Origin of the sequence: Sphingobacterium sp. SGL-16 (assembly GCF_011043515.1) — a bacterium.
GTDB classification, from domain to species: Bacteria; Bacteroidota; Bacteroidia; order Sphingobacteriales; family Sphingobacteriaceae; genus Sphingobacterium; species Sphingobacterium litopenaei.
In genome coordinates this window covers 37,558-60,144 of sequence record NZ_JAAKGQ010000021.1, presented here as the reverse complement: position 1 = coordinate 60,144, position 22,587 = coordinate 37,558, and the positions used below count along the sequence as shown (strand labels likewise).

General features: G+C 37.8%; 22 protein-coding genes. 18 read left to right on the top strand and 4 right to left on the bottom strand.

The features are described 5' to 3' along the window. Nucleotides 1-20: 20 nt before the first annotated feature. The gene (aspS, locus tag G5B32_RS09040; RefSeq protein WP_165291222.1) at nt 21-1,775 is read right to left on the bottom strand and encodes an aspartate--tRNA ligase; all 1,755 of its coding nucleotides are present in this window, start codon (nt 1,773-1,775) and stop codon (nt 21-23) included. 404 nt (nt 1,776-2,179) lie between these two features. On the opposite strand from aspS, the gene mraZ reads away from it, so the two are divergent. The 13 genes from mraZ to ftsZ all read left to right on the top strand — a co-directional run bounded on the left by mraZ (nt 2,180) and on the right by ftsZ (nt 17,932). After that, on the top strand, nt 2,180-2,653 hold the full coding sequence (gene mraZ / locus G5B32_RS09035; protein ID WP_165291221.1) for a division/cell wall cluster transcriptional repressor MraZ: 474 nt from the start codon (nt 2,180-2,182) through the stop codon (nt 2,651-2,653). Continuing rightward, the gene (rsmH, locus tag G5B32_RS09030) at nt 2,646-3,563 is read left to right on the top strand and encodes a 16S rRNA (cytosine(1402)-N(4))-methyltransferase RsmH (protein ID WP_165291220.1); all 918 of its coding nucleotides are present in this window, start codon (nt 2,646-2,648) and stop codon (nt 3,561-3,563) included. Before mraZ ends, rsmH begins: the two co-directional genes overlap by 8 nt. An 11-nt stretch (nt 3,564-3,574) precedes the next feature. Further along, complete coding sequence (locus G5B32_RS09025) at nt 3,575-3,985, top strand: FtsL-like putative cell division protein (RefSeq protein ID WP_165291219.1); 411 nt, start codon at nt 3,575-3,577, stop codon at nt 3,983-3,985. Between the two features lie 17 nt (nt 3,986-4,002). Continuing rightward, nucleotides 4,003-6,117, top strand: a complete 2,115-nt coding sequence (locus G5B32_RS09020; protein ID WP_165291218.1) for a penicillin-binding protein — start codon at nt 4,003-4,005, stop codon at nt 6,115-6,117. A gap of 1 nt (nt 6,118) precedes the next feature. Continuing rightward, entirely contained in the window at nt 6,119-7,573 is a 1,455-nt protein-coding gene (locus tag G5B32_RS09015; RefSeq protein WP_165291217.1) for a UDP-N-acetylmuramoyl-L-alanyl-D-glutamate--2,6-diaminopimelate ligase, read from the top strand. 8 nt (nt 7,574-7,581) lie between these two features. Continuing rightward, nucleotides 7,582-8,826: a phospho-N-acetylmuramoyl-pentapeptide-transferase gene (mraY, locus tag G5B32_RS09010; protein WP_165291216.1), complete on the top strand. Its 1,245-nt coding sequence runs from the start codon at nt 7,582-7,584 to the stop codon at nt 8,824-8,826. A gap of 1 nt (nt 8,827) precedes the next feature. Further along, nucleotides 8,828-10,201 (top strand): UDP-N-acetylmuramoyl-L-alanine--D-glutamate ligase, encoded by a 1,374-nt coding sequence (murD, locus tag G5B32_RS09005; RefSeq protein ID WP_165291215.1) that lies wholly within the window; start codon nt 8,828-8,830, stop codon nt 10,199-10,201. A 7-nt stretch (nt 10,202-10,208) separates the two neighbouring features. After that, a complete protein-coding gene (locus tag G5B32_RS09000) occupies nt 10,209-11,429 on the top strand; it encodes an FtsW/RodA/SpoVE family cell cycle protein (RefSeq protein WP_165291214.1) in 1,221 nt (406 codons plus the stop codon). Between the two features lie 12 nt (nt 11,430-11,441). Then, nucleotides 11,442-12,536 carry an undecaprenyldiphospho-muramoylpentapeptide beta-N-acetylglucosaminyltransferase gene (gene murG, locus G5B32_RS08995; RefSeq protein WP_165291213.1) on the top strand — a complete coding sequence of 365 codons (1,095 nt, stop codon included), beginning with the start codon at nt 11,442-11,444 and terminating at the stop codon, nt 12,534-12,536. 7 nt (nt 12,537-12,543) lie between these two features. Next, on the top strand, nt 12,544-13,896 hold the full coding sequence (gene murC / locus G5B32_RS08990) for a UDP-N-acetylmuramate--L-alanine ligase (protein ID WP_165291223.1): 1,353 nt from the start codon (nt 12,544-12,546) through the stop codon (nt 13,894-13,896). Nucleotide 13,897: 1 nt separating this feature from the next. Beyond that, nucleotides 13,898-14,716 (top strand): FtsQ-type POTRA domain-containing protein, encoded by an 819-nt coding sequence (locus G5B32_RS08985; protein WP_165291212.1) that lies wholly within the window; start codon nt 13,898-13,900, stop codon nt 14,714-14,716. An 11-nt stretch (nt 14,717-14,727) separates the two neighbouring features. Continuing rightward, a complete protein-coding gene (ftsA, locus tag G5B32_RS08980) occupies nt 14,728-16,095 on the top strand; it encodes a cell division protein FtsA (RefSeq protein WP_165291211.1) in 1,368 nt (455 codons plus the stop codon). Between the two features lie 139 nt (nt 16,096-16,234). After that, complete coding sequence (ftsZ, locus tag G5B32_RS08975) at nt 16,235-17,932, top strand: cell division protein FtsZ (protein ID WP_165291210.1); 1,698 nt, start codon at nt 16,235-16,237, stop codon at nt 17,930-17,932. Nucleotides 17,933-18,013: 81 nt separating this feature from the next. On the opposite strand, the gene G5B32_RS08970 is transcribed toward ftsZ, so the two are convergent. Further along, nucleotides 18,014-18,658, bottom strand: a complete 645-nt coding sequence (locus tag G5B32_RS08970) for a response regulator transcription factor (RefSeq protein WP_165291209.1) — start codon at nt 18,656-18,658, stop codon at nt 18,014-18,016. Between the two features lie 182 nt (nt 18,659-18,840). Between G5B32_RS08970 and mscL the strand changes: the two genes are divergently transcribed. The 5 genes from mscL (at nt 18,841) to tsaB (ending at nt 20,971) form a co-directional block, all read left to right on the top strand. Further along, complete coding sequence (mscL, locus tag G5B32_RS08965) at nt 18,841-19,263, top strand: large-conductance mechanosensitive channel protein MscL (RefSeq protein ID WP_165291208.1); 423 nt, start codon at nt 18,841-18,843, stop codon at nt 19,261-19,263. 156 nt (nt 19,264-19,419) lie between these two features. Then, on the top strand, nt 19,420-19,578 hold the full coding sequence (rpmH, locus tag G5B32_RS08960; RefSeq protein ID WP_003002285.1) for a 50S ribosomal protein L34: 159 nt from the start codon (nt 19,420-19,422) through the stop codon (nt 19,576-19,578). Between the two features lie 61 nt (nt 19,579-19,639). Then, nucleotides 19,640-20,029: a ribonuclease P protein component gene (gene rnpA / locus G5B32_RS08955; RefSeq protein WP_165291207.1), complete on the top strand. Its 390-nt coding sequence runs from the start codon at nt 19,640-19,642 to the stop codon at nt 20,027-20,029. Further along, nucleotides 20,013-20,264 (top strand): membrane protein insertion efficiency factor YidD, encoded by a 252-nt coding sequence (gene yidD / locus G5B32_RS08950; protein ID WP_165291206.1) that lies wholly within the window; start codon nt 20,013-20,015, stop codon nt 20,262-20,264. The genes rnpA and yidD overlap by 17 nt, the downstream gene beginning before the upstream one ends. 14 nt (nt 20,265-20,278) lie before the next feature. Then, complete coding sequence (gene tsaB / locus G5B32_RS08945; RefSeq protein ID WP_165291205.1) at nt 20,279-20,971, top strand: tRNA (adenosine(37)-N6)-threonylcarbamoyltransferase complex dimerization subunit type 1 TsaB; 693 nt, start codon at nt 20,279-20,281, stop codon at nt 20,969-20,971. Here the strand turns inward: tsaB and G5B32_RS08940 are convergent. Beyond that, nucleotides 20,966-21,871, bottom strand: coding sequence for a CorA family divalent cation transporter (locus G5B32_RS08940; protein ID WP_165291204.1), 906 nt, complete (start codon nt 21,869-21,871; stop codon nt 20,966-20,968). The genes tsaB and G5B32_RS08940 overlap by 6 nt on opposite strands. A gap of 86 nt (nt 21,872-21,957) precedes the next feature. Next, nucleotides 21,958-22,578 (bottom strand): OmpH family outer membrane protein, encoded by a 621-nt coding sequence (locus G5B32_RS08935; RefSeq protein ID WP_165291203.1) that lies wholly within the window; start codon nt 22,576-22,578, stop codon nt 21,958-21,960. Between the last annotated feature and the right edge of the window lie 9 nt (nt 22,579-22,587).

The following is a 22,587-nucleotide window of genomic DNA, read 5'->3' as shown; positions in this document are numbered from 1 at the left end:
TCTTTTATGTTTAATAGCACTTAATCTTTCACAGCCAAGGCTAAACTTAATTCGTCTAATTGAGCTTGGTCAACTGGCGCAGGTGCATCAATCATCACATCGCGACCTGAATTGTTTTTAGGGAATGCGATGAAATCACGTATAGTTTCTTGACCACCTAAAATAGCTACCAAACGGTCTAAACCAAATGCCAAACCACCATGTGGAGGAGCTCCGTATTGGAAGGCATTCATTAAGAAACCGAATTGTTCTTGTGCTTGCTCAGCAGTAAATCCTAAATGTTTGAACATTAAAGCTTGTGTTTCTTTATCGTGGATACGGATAGAACCTCCACCGATTTCATTACCATTCAATACCAAATCATAAGCATTAGCACGAACTTTACCTGGATCAGTATCCAACAAGTGCATGTCTTCTGGTTTTGGTGAAGTGAATGGGTGGTGCATCGCGTGGTAACGCTCTGTTTCTTCATCCCACTCCAATAACGGGAAGTCAACAACCCAAAGCGGAGCAAATTCATCTGGCTTACGTAAGCCCATACGGTTGCCCAATTCCATACGTAAAGCCGAAAGTTGAGCTCTTGTTTTGTTTGCAGGACCCGATAATACCAAAATTAAATCCCCTTCTTTAGCGCCTGTTGCTTCAGCCCATTTTGCTAAGTCAGCCTGATCGTAAAATTTATCTACAGAAGATTTGTATTGACCATTCGCTTCACATTTCACGTAAACCATACCTGAAGCACCTACTTGAGGACGTTTTACCCAATCAATTAAAGCGTCAATTTCTTTACGTGTGTAGGAAGCCGCGCCTGGTACCGCGATACCAACTACTAATTCAGCGTTGTTGAATACTGCAAACTCTTTGTGTTGTGCTACAGCGTTCAATTCACCGAACTTCATGCCGAAACGAATATCTGGTTTATCGTTACCGTATGTACGCATAGCTTCATCAAAAGTCATGCGTGGGAATTTTTCGATATCGATATTGTGAATTTTCTTTAATAAATGACGTGTCAAACCTTCAAATACGTTCAAGATATCTTCTTGCTCGATGAAAGACATTTCACAGTCGATTTGTGTGAACTCAGGTTGGCGATCCGCACGTAAATCTTCATCGCGAAAACATTTTACAATTTGGAAATAACGGTCCATGCCAGCAACCATTAACAACTGTTTGAACGTTTGAGGAGATTGTGGCAACGCGTAAAATTGTCCTGGATTCATACGTGAAGGCACGACAAAGTCACGAGCTCCTTCTGGAGTTGATTTGATTAAATAAGGTGTTTCTACCTCACAGAAATCTAAATTGGATAAGTAGTTACGAACCTCTTGAGCTACTTTGTGGCGGAACAACAAGCTGTTTTTAACCGGATTACGACGGATGTCTAAGTAGCGATATTTCATACGAATATCTTCACCGCCATCAGTTTCGTCTTCAATAGTGAAAGGAGGAAGTTGCGCTTCGTTAAGAATAGTTAATTCATTTACCAAAACTTCAATTTCTCCTGTTGGAATATTACCGTTTTTAGATTCGCGTTCGATAACCGTACCTTTTACTTGGATTACGAACTCACGACCTAAAGATTTAGCCAATTGCATGACGCTAGCTTCTGTACGTGCTTCATCAAAGATTAATTGTGTGATTCCGTAGCGATCACGTAAATCCACCCAAATCATGAAACCTTTGTCGCGAGATTTTTGTACCCAACCAGCAAGAGTTACTTCCTTATTTACATCGGCGATTCGGAGTTCGCCGCAATTATGACTTCTATACATATTTATAAAGTAGAAAATATATTCTGCAAAATTATTGGTTTTAGCCGACAATAACGAATCCAACCTGAGAAATAAAATGGGGAGATTTTGAGTCTTTTTTCTCGAAATATATGACACTATTTGTTTCTACCACTTTCCCCCACTTAACGAATATTTGCCAATTTTCAGGTGTAAAAAGGAGGTAAAAAAGCTGTTTTGTTGCACAAAAATGACATTGTGGACCTTAAAAATTAACTTCTTGATTTTCAATAAAAACGCGCCTGATTATCAGAAATAAGCGATTTTTTTAGGAGTTAATTGTAGCGAAAATTTGATGTGGAAAACTTTTTTGTGGGGGAATGTGGGAGTATGTGGGAGAAAGTGTATACTTTTACATTAAATTTGATTAGAGGTATAGACTACAGATGAATTTTTTAATCGGAGAATACGAATGCAAGCTGGACGCCAAAGGAAGAATGGTGGTTCCTGCAGCGCTCAAGCGTCAGTTGCCTGACGTGGAGCGTGAAGGGCTTGTTGTGAATCGTGGCTTCGATGGAAATTTAGTGATTTATACTCGCGCAGAATGGAATAGGATCTTGTCGCAATTGGCAAGATTAAATCAGTTTCAGGCTAAGAATCGTGATTTCGTACGGAAATTTACGAGCGGAGCTACGGAGTTGATGTTGGATTCTGCGGGGCGTGTGCTTTTGCCAAAGCCTTTGTTGGATTACGCACAAGTGGGTTCTGATTTGGTGTTGGTGTGTAACTTGAGCAAAGTAGAGTTGTGGTCTAAAGCGAAGTACGACGAGAAGATGAATGCTATTTCTGAGGAAGACTTCTCGGATTTAGCGGAATCAGTAATGGGAGATTTTGATCTAGAAGGAGGTTTTAATGTCTAATGAACAAGTGTATCACGTGCCAGTAATGCTTCATGAATGCATGGAAGCTTTGGATATTAAGCCGGATGGGGTTTATGTAGATGTGACTTTCGGTGGTGGAGGTCATTCTCGTGAGATTTTAAAGCGATTAGGTCCTAAAGGAAAATTGATTGCTTTTGATCAAGATCCTGATGCGATAAATAATGCTATCGATGACGAACGTTTTGTGTTGGTTCATCAAAACTTTCGTTTCTTGAAAAACTACCTGCGCCTTGAAGGTGTGAAAGAAGTTGACGGGATCTTGGGTGATCTTGGGGTTTCTTCTCATCAATTTGATGATGCAGAACGAGGTTTTTCAATTCGCTTTGATGCGGATTTGGATATGCGTATGGATCAGGTGTCTGATTGGGATGCGCGAAAAGTATTGAAAACTTATGCTGAAGAAGATTTGCATCGCATTTTCGGAATGTACGGAGAGGTACAAAATGCAAAATCTTTAGCCAAAACTATAGTTACTGCGCGATTAGCAAATGAAATCAATACGGTAGCGGAACTGAAAGAGGTGATAAAAAAGATGGTTCCGAAAGGAAAAGAACATAAATATCATGCTCAGGTTTTTCAAGCGTTGCGTATCGAGGTGAATAAGGAATTGGAAGCTTTGCAAGAGTTTTTGCTGCAAAGTATTTCTGTTCTTAAAGAAGGTGGTCGTTTGGTAATTATGTCTTACCATTCCTTGGAGGATCGTTTGGTGAAAAATTTCATGTTGAAGGGGAAGTTTAAAGGTGAGGTGGAAAAAGACTTTTTTGGCAATGAGATAAAACCATTCCGTGTAATTACACGCAAGGCGATTACAGCTTCTGAAGAAGAGTTGCAGAGAAATAACCGTTCGCGAAGTGCAAAATTGCGCGTTGCGGAAAAGATTAATAACTAGCTGGAAGCGTTATGTCGAGAAGAAATACGTTGCGTAACGAAGAGCTGAGTGAAGATGTTCAAGAGGAAATCTCGGAGTCGGTAGAGGAGAAGGTAGAGGAAACGCGTAGTTTTCTACGCAATCTATTTTCGCCGGCAAAATTGTCTACTTATTTAGTGACAAAGAATTTGCCTTTTGGTGCTTTCTTAGCATTGTTAGCGTTGTTGTATATTTCGAATCGCCATTTAGCGGAGCGTACGGTGAGACAGATTGATCGTTTGGGTAGAGAGGTGAAAGAGTTGAGTTGGGATTATAAGTCGTTGTCTGCGGAGTTGATGAAATTGACTACGCAGTCGGAGATAGCCAAAAGAGCGGATACGCTTGGTTTGAAAGAGCGTACTGAACCGCCAATTAAACTTGAAATTGTAAAAGAGGAAGAATAAGTAGTCTATTACTTAGGATGAATATAAGGAAGTCCATATTGGTGCGTGTATACCTGGCCTTTGGCTTGATGGTATTTGGAGCTTTGGCAGTTTTTGCTAAGCTTTTGCACTTGCAGTATGTGGATGGAAATAAATGGAGAACGATAGCGGATAGTTTAACTATTCAAGAGCGCGTAGTTGAGGCGGCAAGGGGAAATATTTATTCGGTAGATGGTAGTCTGTTGGCTACTTCGGTTCCGGAATATGAAATTCGTTTTGATGCGATGTCGATTCCTGTAGAATACAATGAAGTTTTCAATAATAAAGTGGATTCGTTGGCATCAAAACTAGCGGGCTTCTTTAAAGATAAATCTTCTCGTCAGTATTTGACGATTTTAAAACAGGCGAGAAGTAAAAAACAACGTTATGTGTTGTTGAAGCGTGCTGTTTCGCATCAAGATTTGAAGGTCTTAAAGACCTTTCCTTTGTTTAAAACGTTTAGAGAAGGGAAAAGAAGATACTCCAGCAGTTTGGTTTCGGTGCGACAAAACAAAAGAATTTTGCCTTTTACAAATCTTGCTGCTCGGACAATTGGTTACAAGAATGATGAGTTTAGAGTGGGGTTAGAAGGTGCTTACGGAGATTATATCGAAGGTACAAGTGGGGCGCAAATGATGCAACGTATTGCGGGCGGTGTTTGGGTTCCATTGAATAGAGAGGTGGAGGTTGCGCCAGTTGATGGGTCGGATATTATTTCGACTATCGATGTGAATATGCAGGATATGGCACAACGCGCACTGGGTAAACAAATGGTTATCAGTAATGCGGATGAGGGTTGTGTGGTGCTGATGGAAGTGCAAACTGGTGAAATTAGAGCTATAGCCAACTTTACCAAAGATAAAGACGGGGAGTATCGTGAGAAATTTAATTATGCGATAGCTCAACGTGCTGATCCAGGATCGACATTTAAATTGGCTTCGTATTTAGCCTTGCTTGATGATAGGTATGTAGACACGACGACTAAGGTTGATATTGGAAATGGAACATATAAAGTTCCTTCGCACACCATTCGTGACTCACATGCTCCTAAGAAGTCTATAGTTACGGTAAAAGAAGCTTTTGAGGAATCTTCTAACGTAGGGATTACCAAGTTGGTGAACCAGCATTACGGCGATAATCCATCGAAGTATACTTCGAAATTACATAGTTGGGGCTTACATGAGCCATTGCATTTGCAAATACCAGGAGAGGGAATTCCGGTTGTGAAAACTCCACAAAGTAAGTCCTGGAGTAAATTGTCTTTAATACAAATGGCTTACGGCTACGAACTTTTGTTGACACCATTACAGACGTTGACATTGTACAACGGGGTGGCAAATAATGGTAAAATGATTGCGCCGTTGTTTGTGAAAGAAATTAGACACTTGGGAAATACAGTTGAGCGTTTTGAAGCTCGCGTAATCAATAAGCAAATGGCGTCTCCGGAAGCTATTAGCAAAATGAAAGGAATGCTTGAAGGGGTGATGATTGAAGGTACGGGCAAGAAATTGACAAGTCCTTGGTATACAGCGGCCGGAAAAACGGGAACTGCGCAGATGGCGGATAATTCTCGTGGATACGGTGCTAGACGTTATCAATCCTCTTTTGCAGGGTATTTTCCAGCAGAGAATCCAAGGTACTCCATGATTGTGGTGATTCGTAATCCACGCAATGGATACTATGGTGGTTCGGTAGCTGGTCCGGTGTTCAAAGAATTAGCGGATATGGTGTATGCTAATGATATGAAATTGCATGGCACATTTGCGAATAAAGCTGTTAATACAGCTGGTTCACGTACGCCATTAACATTGAATGGTTCGAAAGAATCATCATTAAAGGTGTATCAAGCTTTAGGATTTAATCCTCAAAATTGGAATGTTATCAGTCAGGGCGACTCTGCGGTAGCTCATCAAGGTGTTCCATTTATGGAGGTAAATATAAAAGAAGGTTTAGTTCCAAATGTAAAAGGTATGGGCTTAGTCGATGCAATTTTTACAATGGAAAATGCAGGTTTTAAAACGAAAGTAGTTGGCAAAGGTAAAGTCATTGCGCAATCTTTAACGCCTGGACAAAGATTGAAAATAGGTTCTAATGTATCACTAGAATTGAATTGATATGATATTAAAAGAGTTGTTGCACGCTATTCCTGTTTTGCAGGTGATTGGTTCACTTGACGTGGAGGTGAATGCTATTACGTTTGACACTAGACAAGTGCAGCAAGGTTCTCTTTTTGTAGCGGTGCGTGGTGTGCATACAGACGGTCATTTGTATTTAGCGAAAGCTATTGAGAGTAATGCGGCTGTAGTTGTGCTGGAAGATTTGCCAGAAGATATTAATTCAGAAGTTACCTACATTAAAGTAAGTGATAGCGCTTATGCTTTGGGAATTATTGCAGGTAATTTTTACGGTAATCCTTCTCAAAACTTGAAACTTGTTGGTGTGACAGGTACAAATGGTAAAACTACGGTAGCAACCTTATTATTCAATCTTTTTAAACAAATGGGCTATCATGTAGGATTGCTTTCAACTGTTGAAAATAGAATTGGTTCGACTGTAGTGCCAGCGACACATACCACTCCAGACCCGGTGGCTTTGAATAAGCTATTGTGTCAAATGGTGGATGATGGATGTGACTATTGTTTTATGGAGGTGAGTTCTCATGCAATTGTGCAGCAACGAATTGTAGGTTTGCGTTTTGCTGGTGGGATTTTCACCAACATTACACACGACCATTTAGATTTCCACGGCACATTTGATAACTATATCAAAGCGAAGAAAAAATTCTTTGATGATTTGGATGGTTTTGCATTTGCCTTGACGAATGTGGATGATAAAAACGGAAACGTAATGCTTCAGAATACATTTGCGCACCGTAAAACCTATGGTCTTCAAAATATGGCTGACTTTAAAGCGAAAGTATTGGAGTCACATTTTGATGGCATGTTGTTGCAAATTGATGCGCATGATTTGTGGGTGAAATTAGTAGGGGGATTTAATGCTTATAATCTATTAGCGGTATACGCTTCTGCTATTCTGTTGGAACAGGAAACACAAAAAGTATTAGTTGCTTTAAGTGAAATTTCAGGTGCGGAAGGAAGATTCGAAACGGTTCGTTCGAAATCGGGAATTGTTGGAATTGTGGATTATGCACATACGCCTGACGCGGTGGAAAATGTGTTAGAAACAGTAAAGGATTTACGTAACGCAGGTCAGCAAATCATCACGGTATTAGGTTGTGGTGGTGACAGAGATAAAACAAAACGTCCAGAAATGGCGAATGTGGCATTGAAATACAGTGATAAATTGATTATCACGTCTGATAATCCGCGTACTGAAGATCCTGTACAGATTATCAAAGATATGGAAGTGGGAATTTCGCCAGAGAAGAAGAAAAATACGTTTAGCATTACAGATCGTCGTGAAGCTATCCGTGCTGCGGTTCATTTGGCTAATCCTGGTGATATTGTGTTGGTAGCAGGAAAAGGACACGAAAAATATCAAGAAATAAATGGGGTGCGTCATCATTTTGATGATAGAGAGGAGTTGGAAAATACATTTAACGAACAATAAGGGGAACGATGTTATATTATTTATTTGATTGGCTACAAGAAAATTGGAAGATCCCAGGATCGGGATTGTTTCAATATATTTCGTTTCGTACTGCGATGGCGGTTATTTTATCGCTTATCATTACGACAGTTTATGGTAGCCGATTGATCCGATTATTGCACAAAAAACAAGTAGGTGAAACTATTCGCGATTTAGGTTTAGAGGGGGAGAAAACGAAACAAGGTACGCCAACGATGGGTGGTTTGATTATCATCGCTGGTATTTTGATTCCCACTTTACTGTTTGCAAAAATAGACAACATTTATATCATCATTATGATTGTTACCACTCTTTGGATGGGGGCAATTGGTTTCTTAGATGATTATATCAAAGTATTTAAAAAGAATAAAGAAGGTTTAGCAGGTCGTTTTAAGGTAGTTGGTCAAGTTGGCTTAGGAATTCTAATTGCTATTACAATGTATTTCCATCCGGATATTGTAGTTCGTGAGCAAGTTTTGAATCCTACTTCGGATAAACCTGTTGAAGTGGTGGTGAATCCTAGCACGGGCGAGACAACCTATGCGGATAATGTGAAGTCTACAAAAACAAATATTCCTTTTTACAAGGATAATGAGTTCGATTATTCTAAAGTATTGACTGTGATTGGTATAGATAATCCTTGGGCAACATTTGGGTTGTTCTTGGTTGTCGTTGTTTTCATTGTTACAGCCGTTTCCAATGGTGCAAACATTACCGATGGTATTGATGGTCTTGCGACGGGTACTTCCGCCATTATTGGTATAACCATAGCGATTTTGGCGTATGTTTCGGGTAACATTATTTTCTCTGACTACCTGAATATTATGTATATCCCTAATTCGGGTGAGCTGGTGATTTTTGCGGGAGCATTTGTGGGAGCGTGTACTGGATTTTTGTGGTACAATGCTTTTCCTGCGCAAGTCTTCATGGGAGATACAGGGTCATTAGCTATCGGTGGTATTATTGCGGCATTTGCGATTTTGATTCGTAAAGAATTGTTGATTCCAATCTTATGTGGTGTGTTTTTGATCGAAAATCTTTCTGTGATTTTACAAGTATCGTACTTCAAATACACCAAGAAAAGATTTGGTGAAGGCAGACGAATCTTTTTGATGTCGCCATTACATCACCATTATCAAAAGAAAGGTTATCACGAGGCTAAAATCGTTACGCGTTTTGTAATTGTGGGGGTGATCTTAGCGATTTTGACAATAGTAACATTAAAAGTTAGATAATATGGGAAATATAGCAAATACCTATTATCCGCAGTCGGGACGTTTGGTAATCCTTGGGGCAGGTGAAAGCGGAGTTGGAGCTGCCATATTGGGTAAAGACAAAGGCTTTGATGTTTTTGTATCGGATATGGGGAGTATTGCTGATTCATATCAAGCAATATTAGAAGAAGAAGGAATTGCTTTTGAATCTGGACAGCATACAGAAGATTTGATTTTGAATGCTGCTGTTATTGTCAAAAGTCCCGGTATTCCTGAAAAGGCGCCTTTGATTAAGAAGCTTCGTTCTTTGAATATACCTGTGATCTCAGAAATTGAGTATGCAGCACAATATACAGATGCAAAATTAATTTGTATCACAGGGTCAAATGGTAAGTCGACGACGACAATGTTGACCTATTACATGCTCCAAAAAGCGGGACAAAATGTAGGTCTTGCGGGTAACATTGGCAAAAGCTTCGCTTTGCAGGTGGCTCGTGAATCTTATGATACGTATGTGTTAGAAATTTCCAGTTTTATGTTGGATGATATGTATCATTTCCGTGCGGATGTAGCCGTGATATTAAATATTACACCGGACCATTTGGACCGCTATGAATACAAGATGGAGAATTATGTGAATTCTAAATTCCGCATGATTCAAAATCAACGTCCTGAAGACTATTTCATCTACTGTTTGGATGATGAAGAAACGGTAAAAGCGTTGCCAAGATTTGAAATAAAAGCACAGCAATTGCCTATGACACAAGAGCAGATTGTTGAAATCGGTGCTTATTTGGACGAAAATAAAAATGTGAAAATTAACTTACCTAATAGAGACGAGTTTGAGATGAATATTGAAGAGTTATCATTACAAGGAAAGCACAATGTCTATAATAATATGGCATCTGGCTTAATTGCCAAAGTGCAAGAATTACGCAACCAAAGCATGAAAGAAAGCATGGGATCGTATGTGAATATTGAGCATAGATTAGAACATGTCGCGCTGATTGGTGGTGTAAATTACATTAACGATTCTAAGGCTACGAATGTGAATTCCGTGTGGTACGCTTTGGAAAGCTTCTCTACAAACATCGTTCTGTTATTAGGTGGAGTAGATAAAGGAAACGATTACGATATGCTTCGTGATTTGGTAAAACAAAAAGTAAAAGCAATTATCTGTATCGGTAAAGACACTTCTCGTATTCACGATGCTTTCGAAGATGAAGTTGAGGTAATTGTAAACAGTTCTTCGATGGATGATGCTGTAAACATTGCATCGCATATTGCAGAAAAAGGTGATACTGTATTGTTGTCTCCAGCTTGTGCAAGTTTCGATTGGTTCAAAAATTACGAAGAAAGAGGCGATAAATTTAAGGAAGCTGTAATGGCATTATAGTTTAGTTATGGAGCAAATCTTTTCAAAACTAAAAGGCGATAAATGGATCTGGATTATCGTGATAATCTTATCAGGATGGTCTTTGCTTGCTGTATATAGTTCGGTAGGTACTTTGGCTTATAAAGAAGGCAAAGGAACAGAATTGTATTTGGTGAAGCACTTCTCCATTATTGCTGTGGGTTTAGTTTTGATGTATTTGTCTCATAAACTCGATTACAGATGGTACGCTGGTATATCGAAAATCTTAATGGTAATTACTATTCCATTGTTGTTTTATACGTTGATTTTCGGTAACAATGTGAACGACGCTTCACGTTGGGTTACCATTCCAGTAATTAATCAGACCTTTCAAACATCCGATTTAGCAAAATTGGCTTTGATTACGTTTTTGGCGCGAATGCTTTCACGTAAAGCGCACGAAATTAAGGATTTGAAAAAATCATTTATCCCAATCATGGGAACTGTTTGTGCGGTTTTTGTTTTGATTGCATGGGCCAATTTATCGACAGCATTGATGTTGTTTGGAACGAGTGTATTGTTGCTGTTGATAGGTCGTGTAAGTGCAAAGCAAATTGGAATTGTATGTGTGGGCGGAGGAGTGCTTTTGGCGCTAGTTATTCTATTAGGTCCTCGCCGTGCTACATATATGAGCCGTATTGAAGGTTTCTTCAAAACAGAAAAAGTGGATGGTGTTGCTGCGACAGTGCCATTTCAAGAAGATAAAAACTTCCAAGCTAATAATGCAAAAATTGCGATAGCAACAGGCGGTTTGTTTGGAAAAGGACCAGGAAATAGTATTCAACGTAATGTGTTGCCGCACCCATATTCGGATTTCATCTTTGCAATCATTATCGAAGAATATGGAACTATTGGTGGAGTCATTTTGATCATGCTGTATTTGGCTTTGATGTATCGTGTGATTCGTATTGTGACATTAAGTCCGCGAGCGTTCGGTGCTTTTTTGGCGGCAGGATTAGGATTTAGTCTAACTATTCAGGCCTTAGCAAATATGGCGGTAGCTGTTGGTTTAGGACCAGTAACAGGGGTGCCATTGCCATTGGTAAGTATGGGTGGTACGTCGATATTATTTACAAGTGTTGCATTAGGTATTATTCTTTCGGTAAGTAGAAGTATCGAGGAATTAAAAAATAAAGAGGAGTTGCAGGAAGGTAATATTACTGCTCCAAAAACAGCTTCTCCTAAAAAAGTGGTAGTAGGTACAGTATAAAGAAAATTGATTATGGCGCATAAAGTAATCATAAGTGGTGGTGGAACTGGAGGGCATATCTTTCCGGCAATTGCAATAGCGAATGCCTTGCGCCGTATCGAACCTGATATTGAGATCTTATTTGTAGGTGCAAACGGTAAGATGGAAATGGAGAAAGTACCTGCTGCTGGATATACAATCGTTGGGTTAGATATTCAAGGTTTTAATCGTTCTTCATTATTGAAGAACATTTCTCTTCCTTTCAAAATGATTAATAGTCTGTTGAAAGCGAGAAAAATAATAAAGGATTTCAAAGCCGATGTTGCAGTAGGTGTTGGTGGATATGCTTCAGGTCCATTGTTGATGATGGCAAACATGATGGGCTTGCCTACGTTGATCCAGGAGCAAAATTCTTTTGCAGGTAAGACGAATAAGAGTTTAGGAGGTAAGGCAAAGAAAGTTTGCGTAGCCTATGAAGGTATGGACAAGTTTTTTCCTGCGGAAAAAGTGTTGTTGACAGGAAATCCCATTCGTCGTCCTTCGGTAGATATCGAAGGCAAAAAAGGCGAAGCATTGGTTTTCTTTGAGTTGGAAGCAGGAAAGAAAACAATTCTGGTAACAGGAGGAAGTCTTGGGGCTGGAACATTGAATGACTGTGTTAAGCAAGCATTTGAAAAATTCAAAGACGCAGATGTGCAAGTCATTTGGCAGTGTGGAAGCTATTATCATGAAACATTGAATAAAGAAATTCAAGATTTACCTTACAATGTGAAAATGATGCCGTTTTTACAACGTATGGATTATGCATATGCCGCTGCCGATTTGATTATCGCGAGAGCGGGTGCTGGTACAATTTCAGAATTGTGCGTAGTAGGCAAACCCGTGATTTTGGTGCCATCACCGAATGTTGCCGAAGATCACCAAACTAAAAATGCAATGGCATTAGTGAATAAAAATGCCGCATTGATAGTGAAAGATGTAGAAGCTCGTCATCATTTAGTAGACAAAGCTTTAGCATTATTGAAGGATGAAAGTAAAATGAACGACTTAGCAGATAACATCAAAAGGCTAGCCTTATTGGATGCAGATGATGTAATTGCTCATGAGGTTTTAAAAATAATAAAATAAGGGAATGATAAATATTGATCAAGTAAAGCAAGTTTATCTTATCGGTATCGGTGGTATTGGTATGAGTGGTTTGGCACGTTACTTCCAACATTTGGGATGTAAAGTGTCGGGTTATGATCGTACAGAGACAGATTTAACTATTGCCTTAGTAGAAGAAGGTATTGATATTATTTATCAAGATGACGCGAGTTTAATTCCTTCGGGATTTGCTCAACCTTCGGAAGAAAGTTTAGTGATTTTCACACCTGCTATTCCAAAGGATTCGAAAATCAAGCATTATTTTATTGATAAAGGATTTGAGCTTTTTAAGCGTTCGCAAGTTTTAGGTTTTATCAGTGCGAGCCGTTTCACTATTGGTGTAGCAGGTACGCATGGTAAGACGACGACTTCGACTATGATTGCCCATATCTTGAAAGATTCTGGATATGATTGTTCGGCTTTCTTAGGTGGTATTAGTTCTAATTATAATACGAATGTATTGTACGGAAATAATAATGTAGTCGTAGTTGAAGCGGATGAGTACGATCGTTCATTCTTGACGTTGCATCCAAATATTGCAGTTGTGACTTCTGCCGATGCTGATCACTTGGATATTTACGGAGATGAATCGCATTTGATCGAGTCATTTCAAATGTATTTAGACAGAGTGGTAGAAGGTGGTCATCGTATCGTGAAAAAAGGATTGCCATTCTCTGGAGATATTTCTTATTCAAAAGACGAGCAAGCGGATGCGCATGCAGAGAATATTAAAGTAGTGGATGGCGAATTCTATTTTGATTATGTGAAAGGGGATTTTCGTATCGAGCATATCAAAATGGGAATTGCGGGGCTTCACAATATTGAAAATGCTGTGGCAGCTATTACAGTTGCTTTGTTACTTAAGATTGAACAAGATAAAATTGTTGCAGCATTAGCGAATTTTAGAGGAGCTAAAAGACGTTTTGAATATATCGTTCGTAACGAAAAGTCAATTTATATAGATGATTATGCACACCATCCAGAAGAGTTGCGCGCATTTTTATCATCCTTGCATAAGTTGTACCCTAATAAAAAACTAACAGTGGTATTCCAGCCACACTTATTCTCACGTACGCGTGATTTCGTGGATGGATTTGCAGAAGTTTTGGGTATGGCGGACGAATTATTGTTGATGGAAATTTACCCAGCGCGTGAATTACCCATTGAAGGTGTTACTTCTTCTTGGTTATTGGATAAAGTAAAATCAGACAACAAGCGCGTGGTATCTCCAGAGGAAGTGTTGGGTTTCATCAAAAATGAAAAGCCAGAATTAGTAGTAACGGTAGGAGCAGGAGATATTGATAGATTAATAAAACCATTGAAAGCAATTTTAGAACAATAATATGAAGAATATCAGATGGGGGCTAGTTTTCTATACTTTCCTTGGCATTGCGGCCTTGGCTGGTTTGATCGTGCTCATGAGTCTGATTAATCATAAAGATGCTGCTCAGGTTTGCAAATCTTTGAAAGTAAATGTGGAAGGTAAAGAAACTTTTATTGACCAACATGATATTTCAAAAATGATTAACAATCAATTCGGTACCATTACAGGTAAAGAATTGAAAACTATAAAGTTTGAAGAAATAGAACAAGCTATTGAAAAGTTACCATATGTGTCAAATGCCGAGATTCATACCGACATGGATGGGACAGTCAATGTCAATGTTCAACAGCGTGAAGTCGTTTTGCGTGTGATTAACCAGGATGGACGCGAGTTTTATGTGGATACAAAGGGACATAAAATTCCAGTAACATTGAAATATGTGCCCCATGTGTTGGTGGCTAATGGTAAAATCCGTGAAAGTTACACGAAGCCGTTGGAGCAAGTAGAAACCAAAATGGTGAAAGACCTAGTCCACATCGTGGACCATGTGAAGGGCAATGATTTGTGGGAAAATCAGATTGTTCAGATTTATGTTAATGAACAGAATGATATTGAATTAATTCCACGTGTAGGCAAAGAAGTGTTGGTTATCGGCTCAGCAGATTCTTTGGATTACAAACTCAAAAGATTGGAAATGTATTATAAAAATATATTGCCAAAAGTAGGAACAGAAGCGTACGCTAAAGTGAATGTGAAGTACGGCGGACAAATCATCTGTGAACGGAGAGAAGGATGGTACATGGATAGCTTGCAGATGAAAATTAACATGAAAAATTAAAAATACAGCATATGAAACCAAGAATTACAGACAATGAAAAAGAAAATCCGATCATCGTTGGTTTAGATATCGGTACGACAAAGATTTGTGTTACTGTAGGACGACGCAGTGGTACAAACAAAATTGAATTATTAGGTGTGGGTAAGGCAGAATCTGCTGGTGTGAACCGTGGGGTGGTTGCTAATATTCAAAAGACTGTATTTAGTATCCGTGAAGCTGTTTCTTTGGCAGAAGGACAGTCCAATGTGGATATTAAAGTAGTTAATGTTGGTATCGCCGGTCAACATATCAAAAGTATTCAACATCGTGGTATTTTAACTAAGAACGATGATGATGAAATCAACCGTATGGATGTAGAGCGTTTGATTTCTGATATGTATAAATTGGTTTTGCCTCCGGGTGAAGAAATTATTCATGTGTTGCCTCAAGAGTTTACGATTGATAATGAACCAGGTATCAAAGAACCAATTGGGATGGCTGGTCGTCGCATGGAAGCTAATTTCCATATCATCTCAGGTCGTGTAACTGATATTAAAAACATCAAGAAATGTGTGGATAACTCTGATTTAGAGGTATCTTCATTAGTACTTGAGCCGTTAGCATCATCCGAAGCTGTATTGGATGAAGAAGAAAAAATGGCTGGTGTAGTTCTTGTTGATATTGGTGGTGGTACTACTGATGTGGCAATTTTCCACGAAGGTATTATCCGTCATACTGCTGTAATTCCATTAGGAGGTAATATTGTCACAGAAGATATTCGTCAAGGTTGTGCTGTCCTTAGAAATCAAGCTGAGCAATTAAAAGTAAGATACGGATCAGCTTTAGCTGATGAAAATAAAGAAAACGAAGTTATCTGCGTTCCAGGTATTCGTGGTCGTGATTCGAAAGAAATCTCCGTTAAAAATTTAGCTTACATCATACAAGCTAGAATGGAAGAGATCATTGAGCACGTGTATTACGAAATTAAATCTTCTGGTTATGAGGATAAATTAATTGCCGGTATCGTGATTACAGGTGGTGGTGCGCAATTGAAACACTTGGTTCAATTGGTAGAGTACATCACAGGTATCGATTGTCGTATTGGTTATCCAAATGAATATTTGGCGAAAACTGACATGTTGAACAAACAAACATTGGAAGAGATGAAATCCCCAATGTATGCGACAAGTATTGGTTTGTTGATTAAAGGTATTCAAGCTGTCGAAGACGAGCAAGAAATGGCTTTTGAAGAGCGTGAACTTAAAAAACCACGTAAAGAGCAAGTGAAAGAAATTGCCGACAAACAAAGCAAAAAAGAGAGTTGGTTTACAAAAATTATCTCAGAATTTATCAAGGATAATCAAGAAATAGACGACGAAACTTTTATCGGGAAAAAATAATTTTTCCACAACGGAATGAGTTTTCCACAATTTCACAAATGTGGAAAACTCTTGTTAAGATTTTGGTATTATTACATTCGAATTGTTGAGTTTGGTTTGATAGGTAAGCTTGGCAGTTCTTTAAAAATAGGATATTATTATGTCGATACAATTTGAAATGTTAAAGGAGCAATCATCTATAATCAAGGTTATAGGTGTTGGTGGTGGCGGTGGTAATGCCGTTAATCACATGTACAAGCAAGGGATCAGTGGAGTTGATTTTATAGTGTGTAATACCGATGCGCAAGCATTGGAATTAAGTCCTATTCCTAACAAAGTACAATTGGGAGCTAGTCTTACTGAAGGTATGGGTGCTGGTGCCGATCCTGATGTAGGTGAAAACTCTGCTATCGAAAGTATTGATGATATCAAAAGAATGCTAGGTACCAATACCAAAATGTTATTTATAACTGCTGGTATGGGTGGTGGTACAGGTACCGGAGCAAGTCCCGTGTTAGCTAAAGCAGCTAAAGAAATGGGTATCCTTACTGTAGCGATTATCACAACTCCTTTCACATTCGAAGGTAAAAAACGTCGTTCTCAAGCTGAAGAAGGTTTGAATGAATTGCGCAAATATGTGGATTCATACTTAGTAATCTCGAATGATAGATTGCGTGAGATCTTCGGAAACTTAACTATGACTGCTGCTTTTGCTAAAGCAGATGATATATTGACTACTGCTGCGAAAGGTATTGCCGAAATTATTACTATTCCTGGTTACGTAAACGTCGATTTCAAAGATGTACGTACAGTGATGAATGATAGTGGTGTCGCTATTATGGGTAACCATATCGCTACAGGCGATGATCGTGCTATTAAAGCGGTAACAGGTGCATTAGCTTCTCCATTATTGAAAGATAATGAGATTGAAGGTGCTCGTTACATTTTATTAAATATTACTTCTGGTAGAAAAGAAGTAACTATGGATGAGGTGGCTATTATTACTGACTATATTCAAGAGAAAGCTGGTTTAACAGCGGACTTAATCTGGGGTAACTGTATCGACGAAAACCTAGAAGAAGACTTGTCTGTAACCATTATTGCTACTGGTTTCCAAACTGCCGAAGAACGTCAAAAAGAAAGAGAAAACGAAAAAGTTGCTTTGCCTTTGACTCCTGAAACAGTTCATTCTTTTGTGAAACCTGTTTCTCAAAATCAATTTGCTGAAAAGTCTGCAGCTCCAGTAACATCGACTTATGTAACTCCTGTTACTCCTACGAATGTTGCTCAGCCTGCAACTGCTCCTCAAGTTGATTTATTCAATCCTATTAAATCAAATAATGTTTCTAATGTTGCCGTACAAGAGTCAAATGTAGTACGTCATACGTTAGATGTTCAAGAAGAAATTACTGCAGAGGAAAATACGGAAGATAACGGTGGTTTTGAATTGAAAACTTCACCTTCTGTATTTGAATTTAAATTACCTACAGTATTCGATGCTTATGATGAAAAGGTGAACGAAGAAGTAGAAGAAGAGGTTAATAATATTGTTGAAACAAATCATACTTCTACATTTACACACAATACTGTGAAGGTAGAAGAAGAAGTAAATTTCGAAGACCAACTTTTGAAAACTAAAGAGCGTATCCTACGTCTTAAAGAGTTGAGTATGAAATTAAAATCTTCCAACGGTTTACAAGAATTAGAAAACGAGCCGGCTTATAAAAGAAAACAAAAGTCTTTGGATGATGTACCTCATTCATCTGATTCACAAGTTTCACGTTTCACGTTATCATTCGATGATGGTGTGACAGAGATTCGTTCCAATAATTCATTCTTACATGACAATGTAGATTAATATACCCCAAAATATATTATAATAGAAAGGCTCAACATATGTTGAGCCTTTCCTATTTTTATAAAAAGTAATATTATTTTATTATGTGTTTTGTGCGTGTAGTTTAAATAATTCTATTAATTCAGGGATATTAGTAACACCTAATTTTTCGAAAATACGGCTCTTGTACGTACTCACAGTAGACGAACTCAAATCTAGTAGGTTTGACACTTCTAATATTCCATGACCTTCAATGAGATGTTTAGCTACATCCATTTCGCGGTTAGATAATTTATTAAGAGGATTAACCTTGTCGATGCTTGATTTGGTGCTTGTCAATTTTTGTATGTACAAATCACGTACAGCGGGAGACATATAATTTCCTCTTTCTTGAATGCTTGTAATGGCGTTATTCAGCTCCTCCATGGCTGTGTTTTTATTCAAATACCCAGCAGCTCCTGCTTCAATATAACGAAGGGCGTAAATGTTCTCATCATAGGAGGAGAAAACTAATATTTTGATATCAGATTGTAAATCTAAAATTTCTTTAATTACGTTAATATTGTTTCCACCAGGCATATTGATATCCAAAAGAAGAAGATCAAAGCGTTTGAAATTCAGATGCGAATACACTTCCTTGATAGTGGAGGCATGCGTAATTTGCGCGTCTTTGAAAGACTCGTTTATGGCTACAGCAGTACCGAAACGTACTATACTGTGGTCGTCTGCAATAAGTATACTGTTCATATGGTGATTTGGTGTGTTGTTTTTTATTTATACTTTTCTTAAAATAGGAAAAATTTTATTATTTTAAAATAATAATAACGAGTAAATGTAACCATTTTAAGTGATATAAATTTACGGTTATAATTGTATTATCAAATTTAGAACTTTTATAGTTATTTTTGTTTCATTAAAATAAAAAATTTATGGGATTTATAAAGGAATTTAAGGAATTTGCAATGCGCGGCAATGTCATTGATTTGGCTGTCGGTGTAGTAATTGGTGGTGCATTTGGTAAGATTGTAACATCATTAGTGGATGATTTGATCATGCCCGTGATTGGAGTAATTACAGGAGGAGTAGATTTTTCAGAAAAAGTTATCACTTTAAAAGAGGCAGTTCTCAATCCAGATGGGTCAGTGTTGAATCCGGCAGTTACGTTGAATTATGGTAACTTTATTAATGTAGTAATTCAATTTTTAATTATTGCATTTTGTATTTTTGTGGTTATAAAAGCCTTAAATTCTTTGAAGAAAAAAGATGAAGCACCAGCAGATGCTCCTGCTCCAGCTCCTTCAAATGAAGAAGTACTTCTTACGGAAATTAGAGATTTATTAAAAAATAAATAGTTTTTACTGTTACTAAGAAAGAAAAAAGTTCACAATATGCTGTGAACTTTTTTCTTTGATATACTTGTATATATTGAAATTATACAGTACTTTTGCATTCCTCTTAGAGGGTAATATTGGTTAATAGAGAAAAATAAATAAAGATAATAGAGCGTCATGAAAAGAACATTTCAGCCTTCGCAAAGAAAAAGAAGAAATAAACACGGTTTTAGAGAGCGTATGAGCACAGCTAATGGTAGAAGAGTATTAGCTTCTCGTAGAGCAAAAGGTAGAAAACGTCTAACAGTTTCTGACGAATACCGTCACAAAGGCTAATTCTTTTCTTTAGCGCCGGTGACTTTTACTGTGGCTATATTCCGGCCAAACTAGTCATCTAATGAAAAAAACATTTACGAAAGAAGAACGACTGTGTAGTAGGAGAAAAATTGATTCTCTTTTCCATAGTGGTTCTTCTTTTATCGTTTACCCTTTCCGGGTGGTATATTTAGTTGGTGCTTTACAGCCTTCATCTACTCCTGTTGAGGTAATTCTTTCTGTTTCCAAACGTCGATTCAAAAGAGCACATGATCGTAATCGTATCAAAAGATTGATGCGTGAAGTGTATCGTCTGCAAAAAAATGAAATCTTATATGAGGAAGTGAATAAACTCTCCTTACATTTGGATATGGCAATTCAATATGTTGGTAAAGAAGAATTGAGTTATGAATTGTTATTTGTCAAAATGAATAAGACATTAAAACAGTTGGTGCATGAAATTTCTTCTTAGCATATGGAATTTTTTACTGTGGTGTTTGAAACACCTTTTTTTGTTTATAATAAAAGTTTATCAGCTTTTTATTTCACCGTTGTTGGGAGCTAATTGTCGTTATACACCGACTTGTTCGCAATATGGCAAAGAGTCGATAACGAAGTACGGTCCTTTTAAAGGAGGCTGGCTCACAATTAAACGTATAGCTAGTTGTAATCCCTGGGGTGGACATGGACATGATCCTGTTCCTTAATTGATTAAGTTATAATGAGTACGTATATTTTGCAAATAGATACAGCAACAGAAGTTTGCTCGATATCATTAAGTCTGGATGGACAAGTAATAGATCAAATAGATGCGGCAGAACCAAATTTGCATGCCACTAAATTGACCTTGTTTATCGACGAGCTTTTGCAAAGAACAAATATTACTTATGCACAACTTGCAGCTGTTGCAGTAAGTAAAGGTCCAGGTTCCTACACAGGCTTACGAATTGGAGTGTCTACTGCAAAAGGATTATGTTATGCATTAGATATTCCCTTGTTGGCTATTAATACTTTAGAAAGTATGTATAGAGGCTTTACGAAATCATCTATACAGTCTGAAGTAATATATGTTCCGATGCTGGATGCGCGTCGTATGGAAGTGTACATGATGGTTTTTAATGGTCAAGGAAAGGTAGTAGAGGAGACAAAGGCAGAGATTATTGATGCGGATACTTTTTCTGATTATTCTAATTATCAGCTGCGTTTATTTGGTTCTGGTGCTGCGAAATTGAAAGATTTATTATCGGATCAGGCTAATATCGCGATTGACACAACTTATAAACATTCATCAGCATATCTATCTGCTGCTGCGTTTGAGAAGTATACGAATCAAGAATTCGAAGATTTGATTTACTTCGAGCCTTATTACTTAAAAGAATTTATAGCGACTACACCTAAAGCGAATAAGCTATAACCACTTCTTTCTTTTGAACCAAAGGTAAATTATTAGGCTTAATCCCAACATAGAACAAAGTACTATAGGGTAACCATATTCCCAATGCAACTCGGGCATGATGTCAAAATTCATCCCGTACACGCCTACAATAAATGTCAATGGCATAAAGAATACCGAGATAATGGTCAGTATGCGCATTATCTCATTAGTATGATTGGATTCTATATTGAAATAAATAGATAAGAGTTGTGCTGTATTTTCGGAAGCGTTGCGATACAAAGTACTCGTTCTCGAAAATAAATCACGAAGGTCTTGGGTGTAAATATTTCTGTATTCTGGTAAATGAAAATAATCCACTATATCTTTATACAAAACCAAAATAGAACGAATTACATCAATCTGTCGCTTGATATAATATAGTTTTTTGAGGAAAGGCTTGCGCTTCTGATGTAGAAATACAATCTCCTCGTACTCATCCAATTTTGTCGCCATTTCTCCTAATACCATTGTCTCAAATGATTTCAAGGCTTCAGAAACTAACGTATTAACAAGTGATTTACTGGAGGACAGCACCTTGCTCTTGCTGTCTAGACGTTGAATGTGCTCTAAAAAGGGAATTTGACTTCTATGGGTGGTGATTACGAAATTCTGTCCATAGAAAATGGAAATTCTATCCGTAATTTCAGTCAATGAATCGGACGCTTCTTCCAATTTGGGAGGTGTGGAGCGGATAATCAAAAAATGATAATTCTCAAATTCTTCTATTTTGGGAAGATGACCAATTTCCAAGCAGTCTTTTATGGAAGCTTCTCGCAGATTGAATTTTTCTTTCAACTCTTTGAAATCTTCTAAAGTAGGATTGGTGATATCTATCCATTCAAAAGGATGCGATTCAGCAGACAAGATGTGAACTATCATAATTGTTGTTTATAATTTAAAAATAAAACAAAAAGGGATTTAATCCATCGATTAAATCCCTTTTTGTTTTATAGCTGTAAGCTATATTATTTTTTGTCTGTTTTTTTAGCTTTATATTCTTTGTTTAAAGCGGCAACAACTTCTTTTGTGATGTCTAATTTTTCATCCGCGTAAATTACTGCAGGATTCGTTTTAGAGTAAGTTAACACATATTGGTAACCATTATCTTTTGCGTGTTTAGTCAAGTACTCTGTGATAGAGTTGTACACTGCAGTCATTTCAGATTGCTCATCTTGTGCTAAAGATGCAGAAGCATTTTGATTTAATTGCGCTAATTCTTGTTGTTTACGGGCTAATCTTTCTTCTGTTGCTTGACGCTCCGAAGCACTCATTGTCGCAGCTTTTTGTTCTGCCTCAGCTAATTCTCTTTGAAAAGCTTGACCTTTAGACTGTAAATTTTCTTGCGCTTTTTTTGCTTTACCTTCTAATTTCGCTTTAGCATCTTTGAAATATTCGTATTGAGCAGATAAAGTGTCCGCGTTTACGTAAACAATTTTATCAGCAGTTTTAGTTGCAGGTGCAGTAGATGAAGTGCTATCACCTTTTGCTGCTGTAGTATTTGATGTATTTTGACCACATGATGCAGCTCCAGCTACAATAGCGATACCTAAAGTGATTTTCGATAAGTTTGATAAAAATCTATTCATTTGATGTCT

Bases quoted from the DNA above. Each gene is read 5' to 3' on its own strand.
- ftsZ (WP_165291210.1), top strand. From the start codon at position 16,235: ATGTCGATACAATTTGAAATGTTAAAGGAGCAATCATCTATAATCAAG.
- rpmH (WP_003002285.1), top strand. From the start codon at position 19,420: ATGAAAAGAACATTTCAGCCTTCGCAAAGAAAAAGAAGAAATAAACAC.
- G5B32_RS09000 (WP_165291214.1), top strand. From the start codon at position 10,209: ATGGAGCAAATCTTTTCAAAACTAAAAGGCGATAAATGGATCTGGATT.
- tsaB (WP_165291205.1), top strand. From the start codon at position 20,279: ATGAGTACGTATATTTTGCAAATAGATACAGCAACAGAAGTTTGCTCG.
- yidD (WP_165291206.1), top strand. From the start codon at position 20,013: ATGAAATTTCTTCTTAGCATATGGAATTTTTTACTGTGGTGTTTGAAA.
- rsmH (WP_165291220.1), top strand. From the start codon at position 2,646: ATGTCTAATGAACAAGTGTATCACGTGCCAGTAATGCTTCATGAATGC.
- mscL (WP_165291208.1), top strand. From the start codon at position 18,841: ATGGGATTTATAAAGGAATTTAAGGAATTTGCAATGCGCGGCAATGTC.
- G5B32_RS09015 (WP_165291217.1), top strand. From the start codon at position 6,119: ATGATATTAAAAGAGTTGTTGCACGCTATTCCTGTTTTGCAGGTGATT.
- rnpA (WP_165291207.1), top strand. From the start codon at position 19,640: ATGAAAAAAACATTTACGAAAGAAGAACGACTGTGTAGTAGGAGAAAA.
- G5B32_RS08935 (WP_165291203.1), bottom strand. From the start codon at position 22,578: ATGAATAGATTTTTATCAAACTTATCGAAAATCACTTTAGGTATCGCT.
- mraY (WP_165291216.1), top strand. From the start codon at position 7,582: ATGTTATATTATTTATTTGATTGGCTACAAGAAAATTGGAAGATCCCA.
- murG (WP_165291213.1), top strand. From the start codon at position 11,442: ATGGCGCATAAAGTAATCATAAGTGGTGGTGGAACTGGAGGGCATATC.
- mraZ (WP_165291221.1), top strand. From the start codon at position 2,180: ATGAATTTTTTAATCGGAGAATACGAATGCAAGCTGGACGCCAAAGGA.
- murD (WP_165291215.1), top strand. From the start codon at position 8,828: ATGGGAAATATAGCAAATACCTATTATCCGCAGTCGGGACGTTTGGTA.
- ftsA (WP_165291211.1), top strand. From the start codon at position 14,728: ATGAAACCAAGAATTACAGACAATGAAAAAGAAAATCCGATCATCGTT.
- G5B32_RS08940 (WP_165291204.1), bottom strand. From the start codon at position 21,871: ATGATAGTTCACATCTTGTCTGCTGAATCGCATCCTTTTGAATGGATA.
- aspS (WP_165291222.1), bottom strand. From the start codon at position 1,775: ATGTATAGAAGTCATAATTGCGGCGAACTCCGAATCGCCGATGTAAAT.
- G5B32_RS09020 (WP_165291218.1), top strand. From the start codon at position 4,003: ATGAATATAAGGAAGTCCATATTGGTGCGTGTATACCTGGCCTTTGGC.
- G5B32_RS09025 (WP_165291219.1), top strand. From the start codon at position 3,575: ATGTCGAGAAGAAATACGTTGCGTAACGAAGAGCTGAGTGAAGATGTT.
- G5B32_RS08970 (WP_165291209.1), bottom strand. From the start codon at position 18,658: ATGAACAGTATACTTATTGCAGACGACCACAGTATAGTACGTTTCGGT.
- G5B32_RS08985 (WP_165291212.1), top strand. From the start codon at position 13,898: ATGAAGAATATCAGATGGGGGCTAGTTTTCTATACTTTCCTTGGCATT.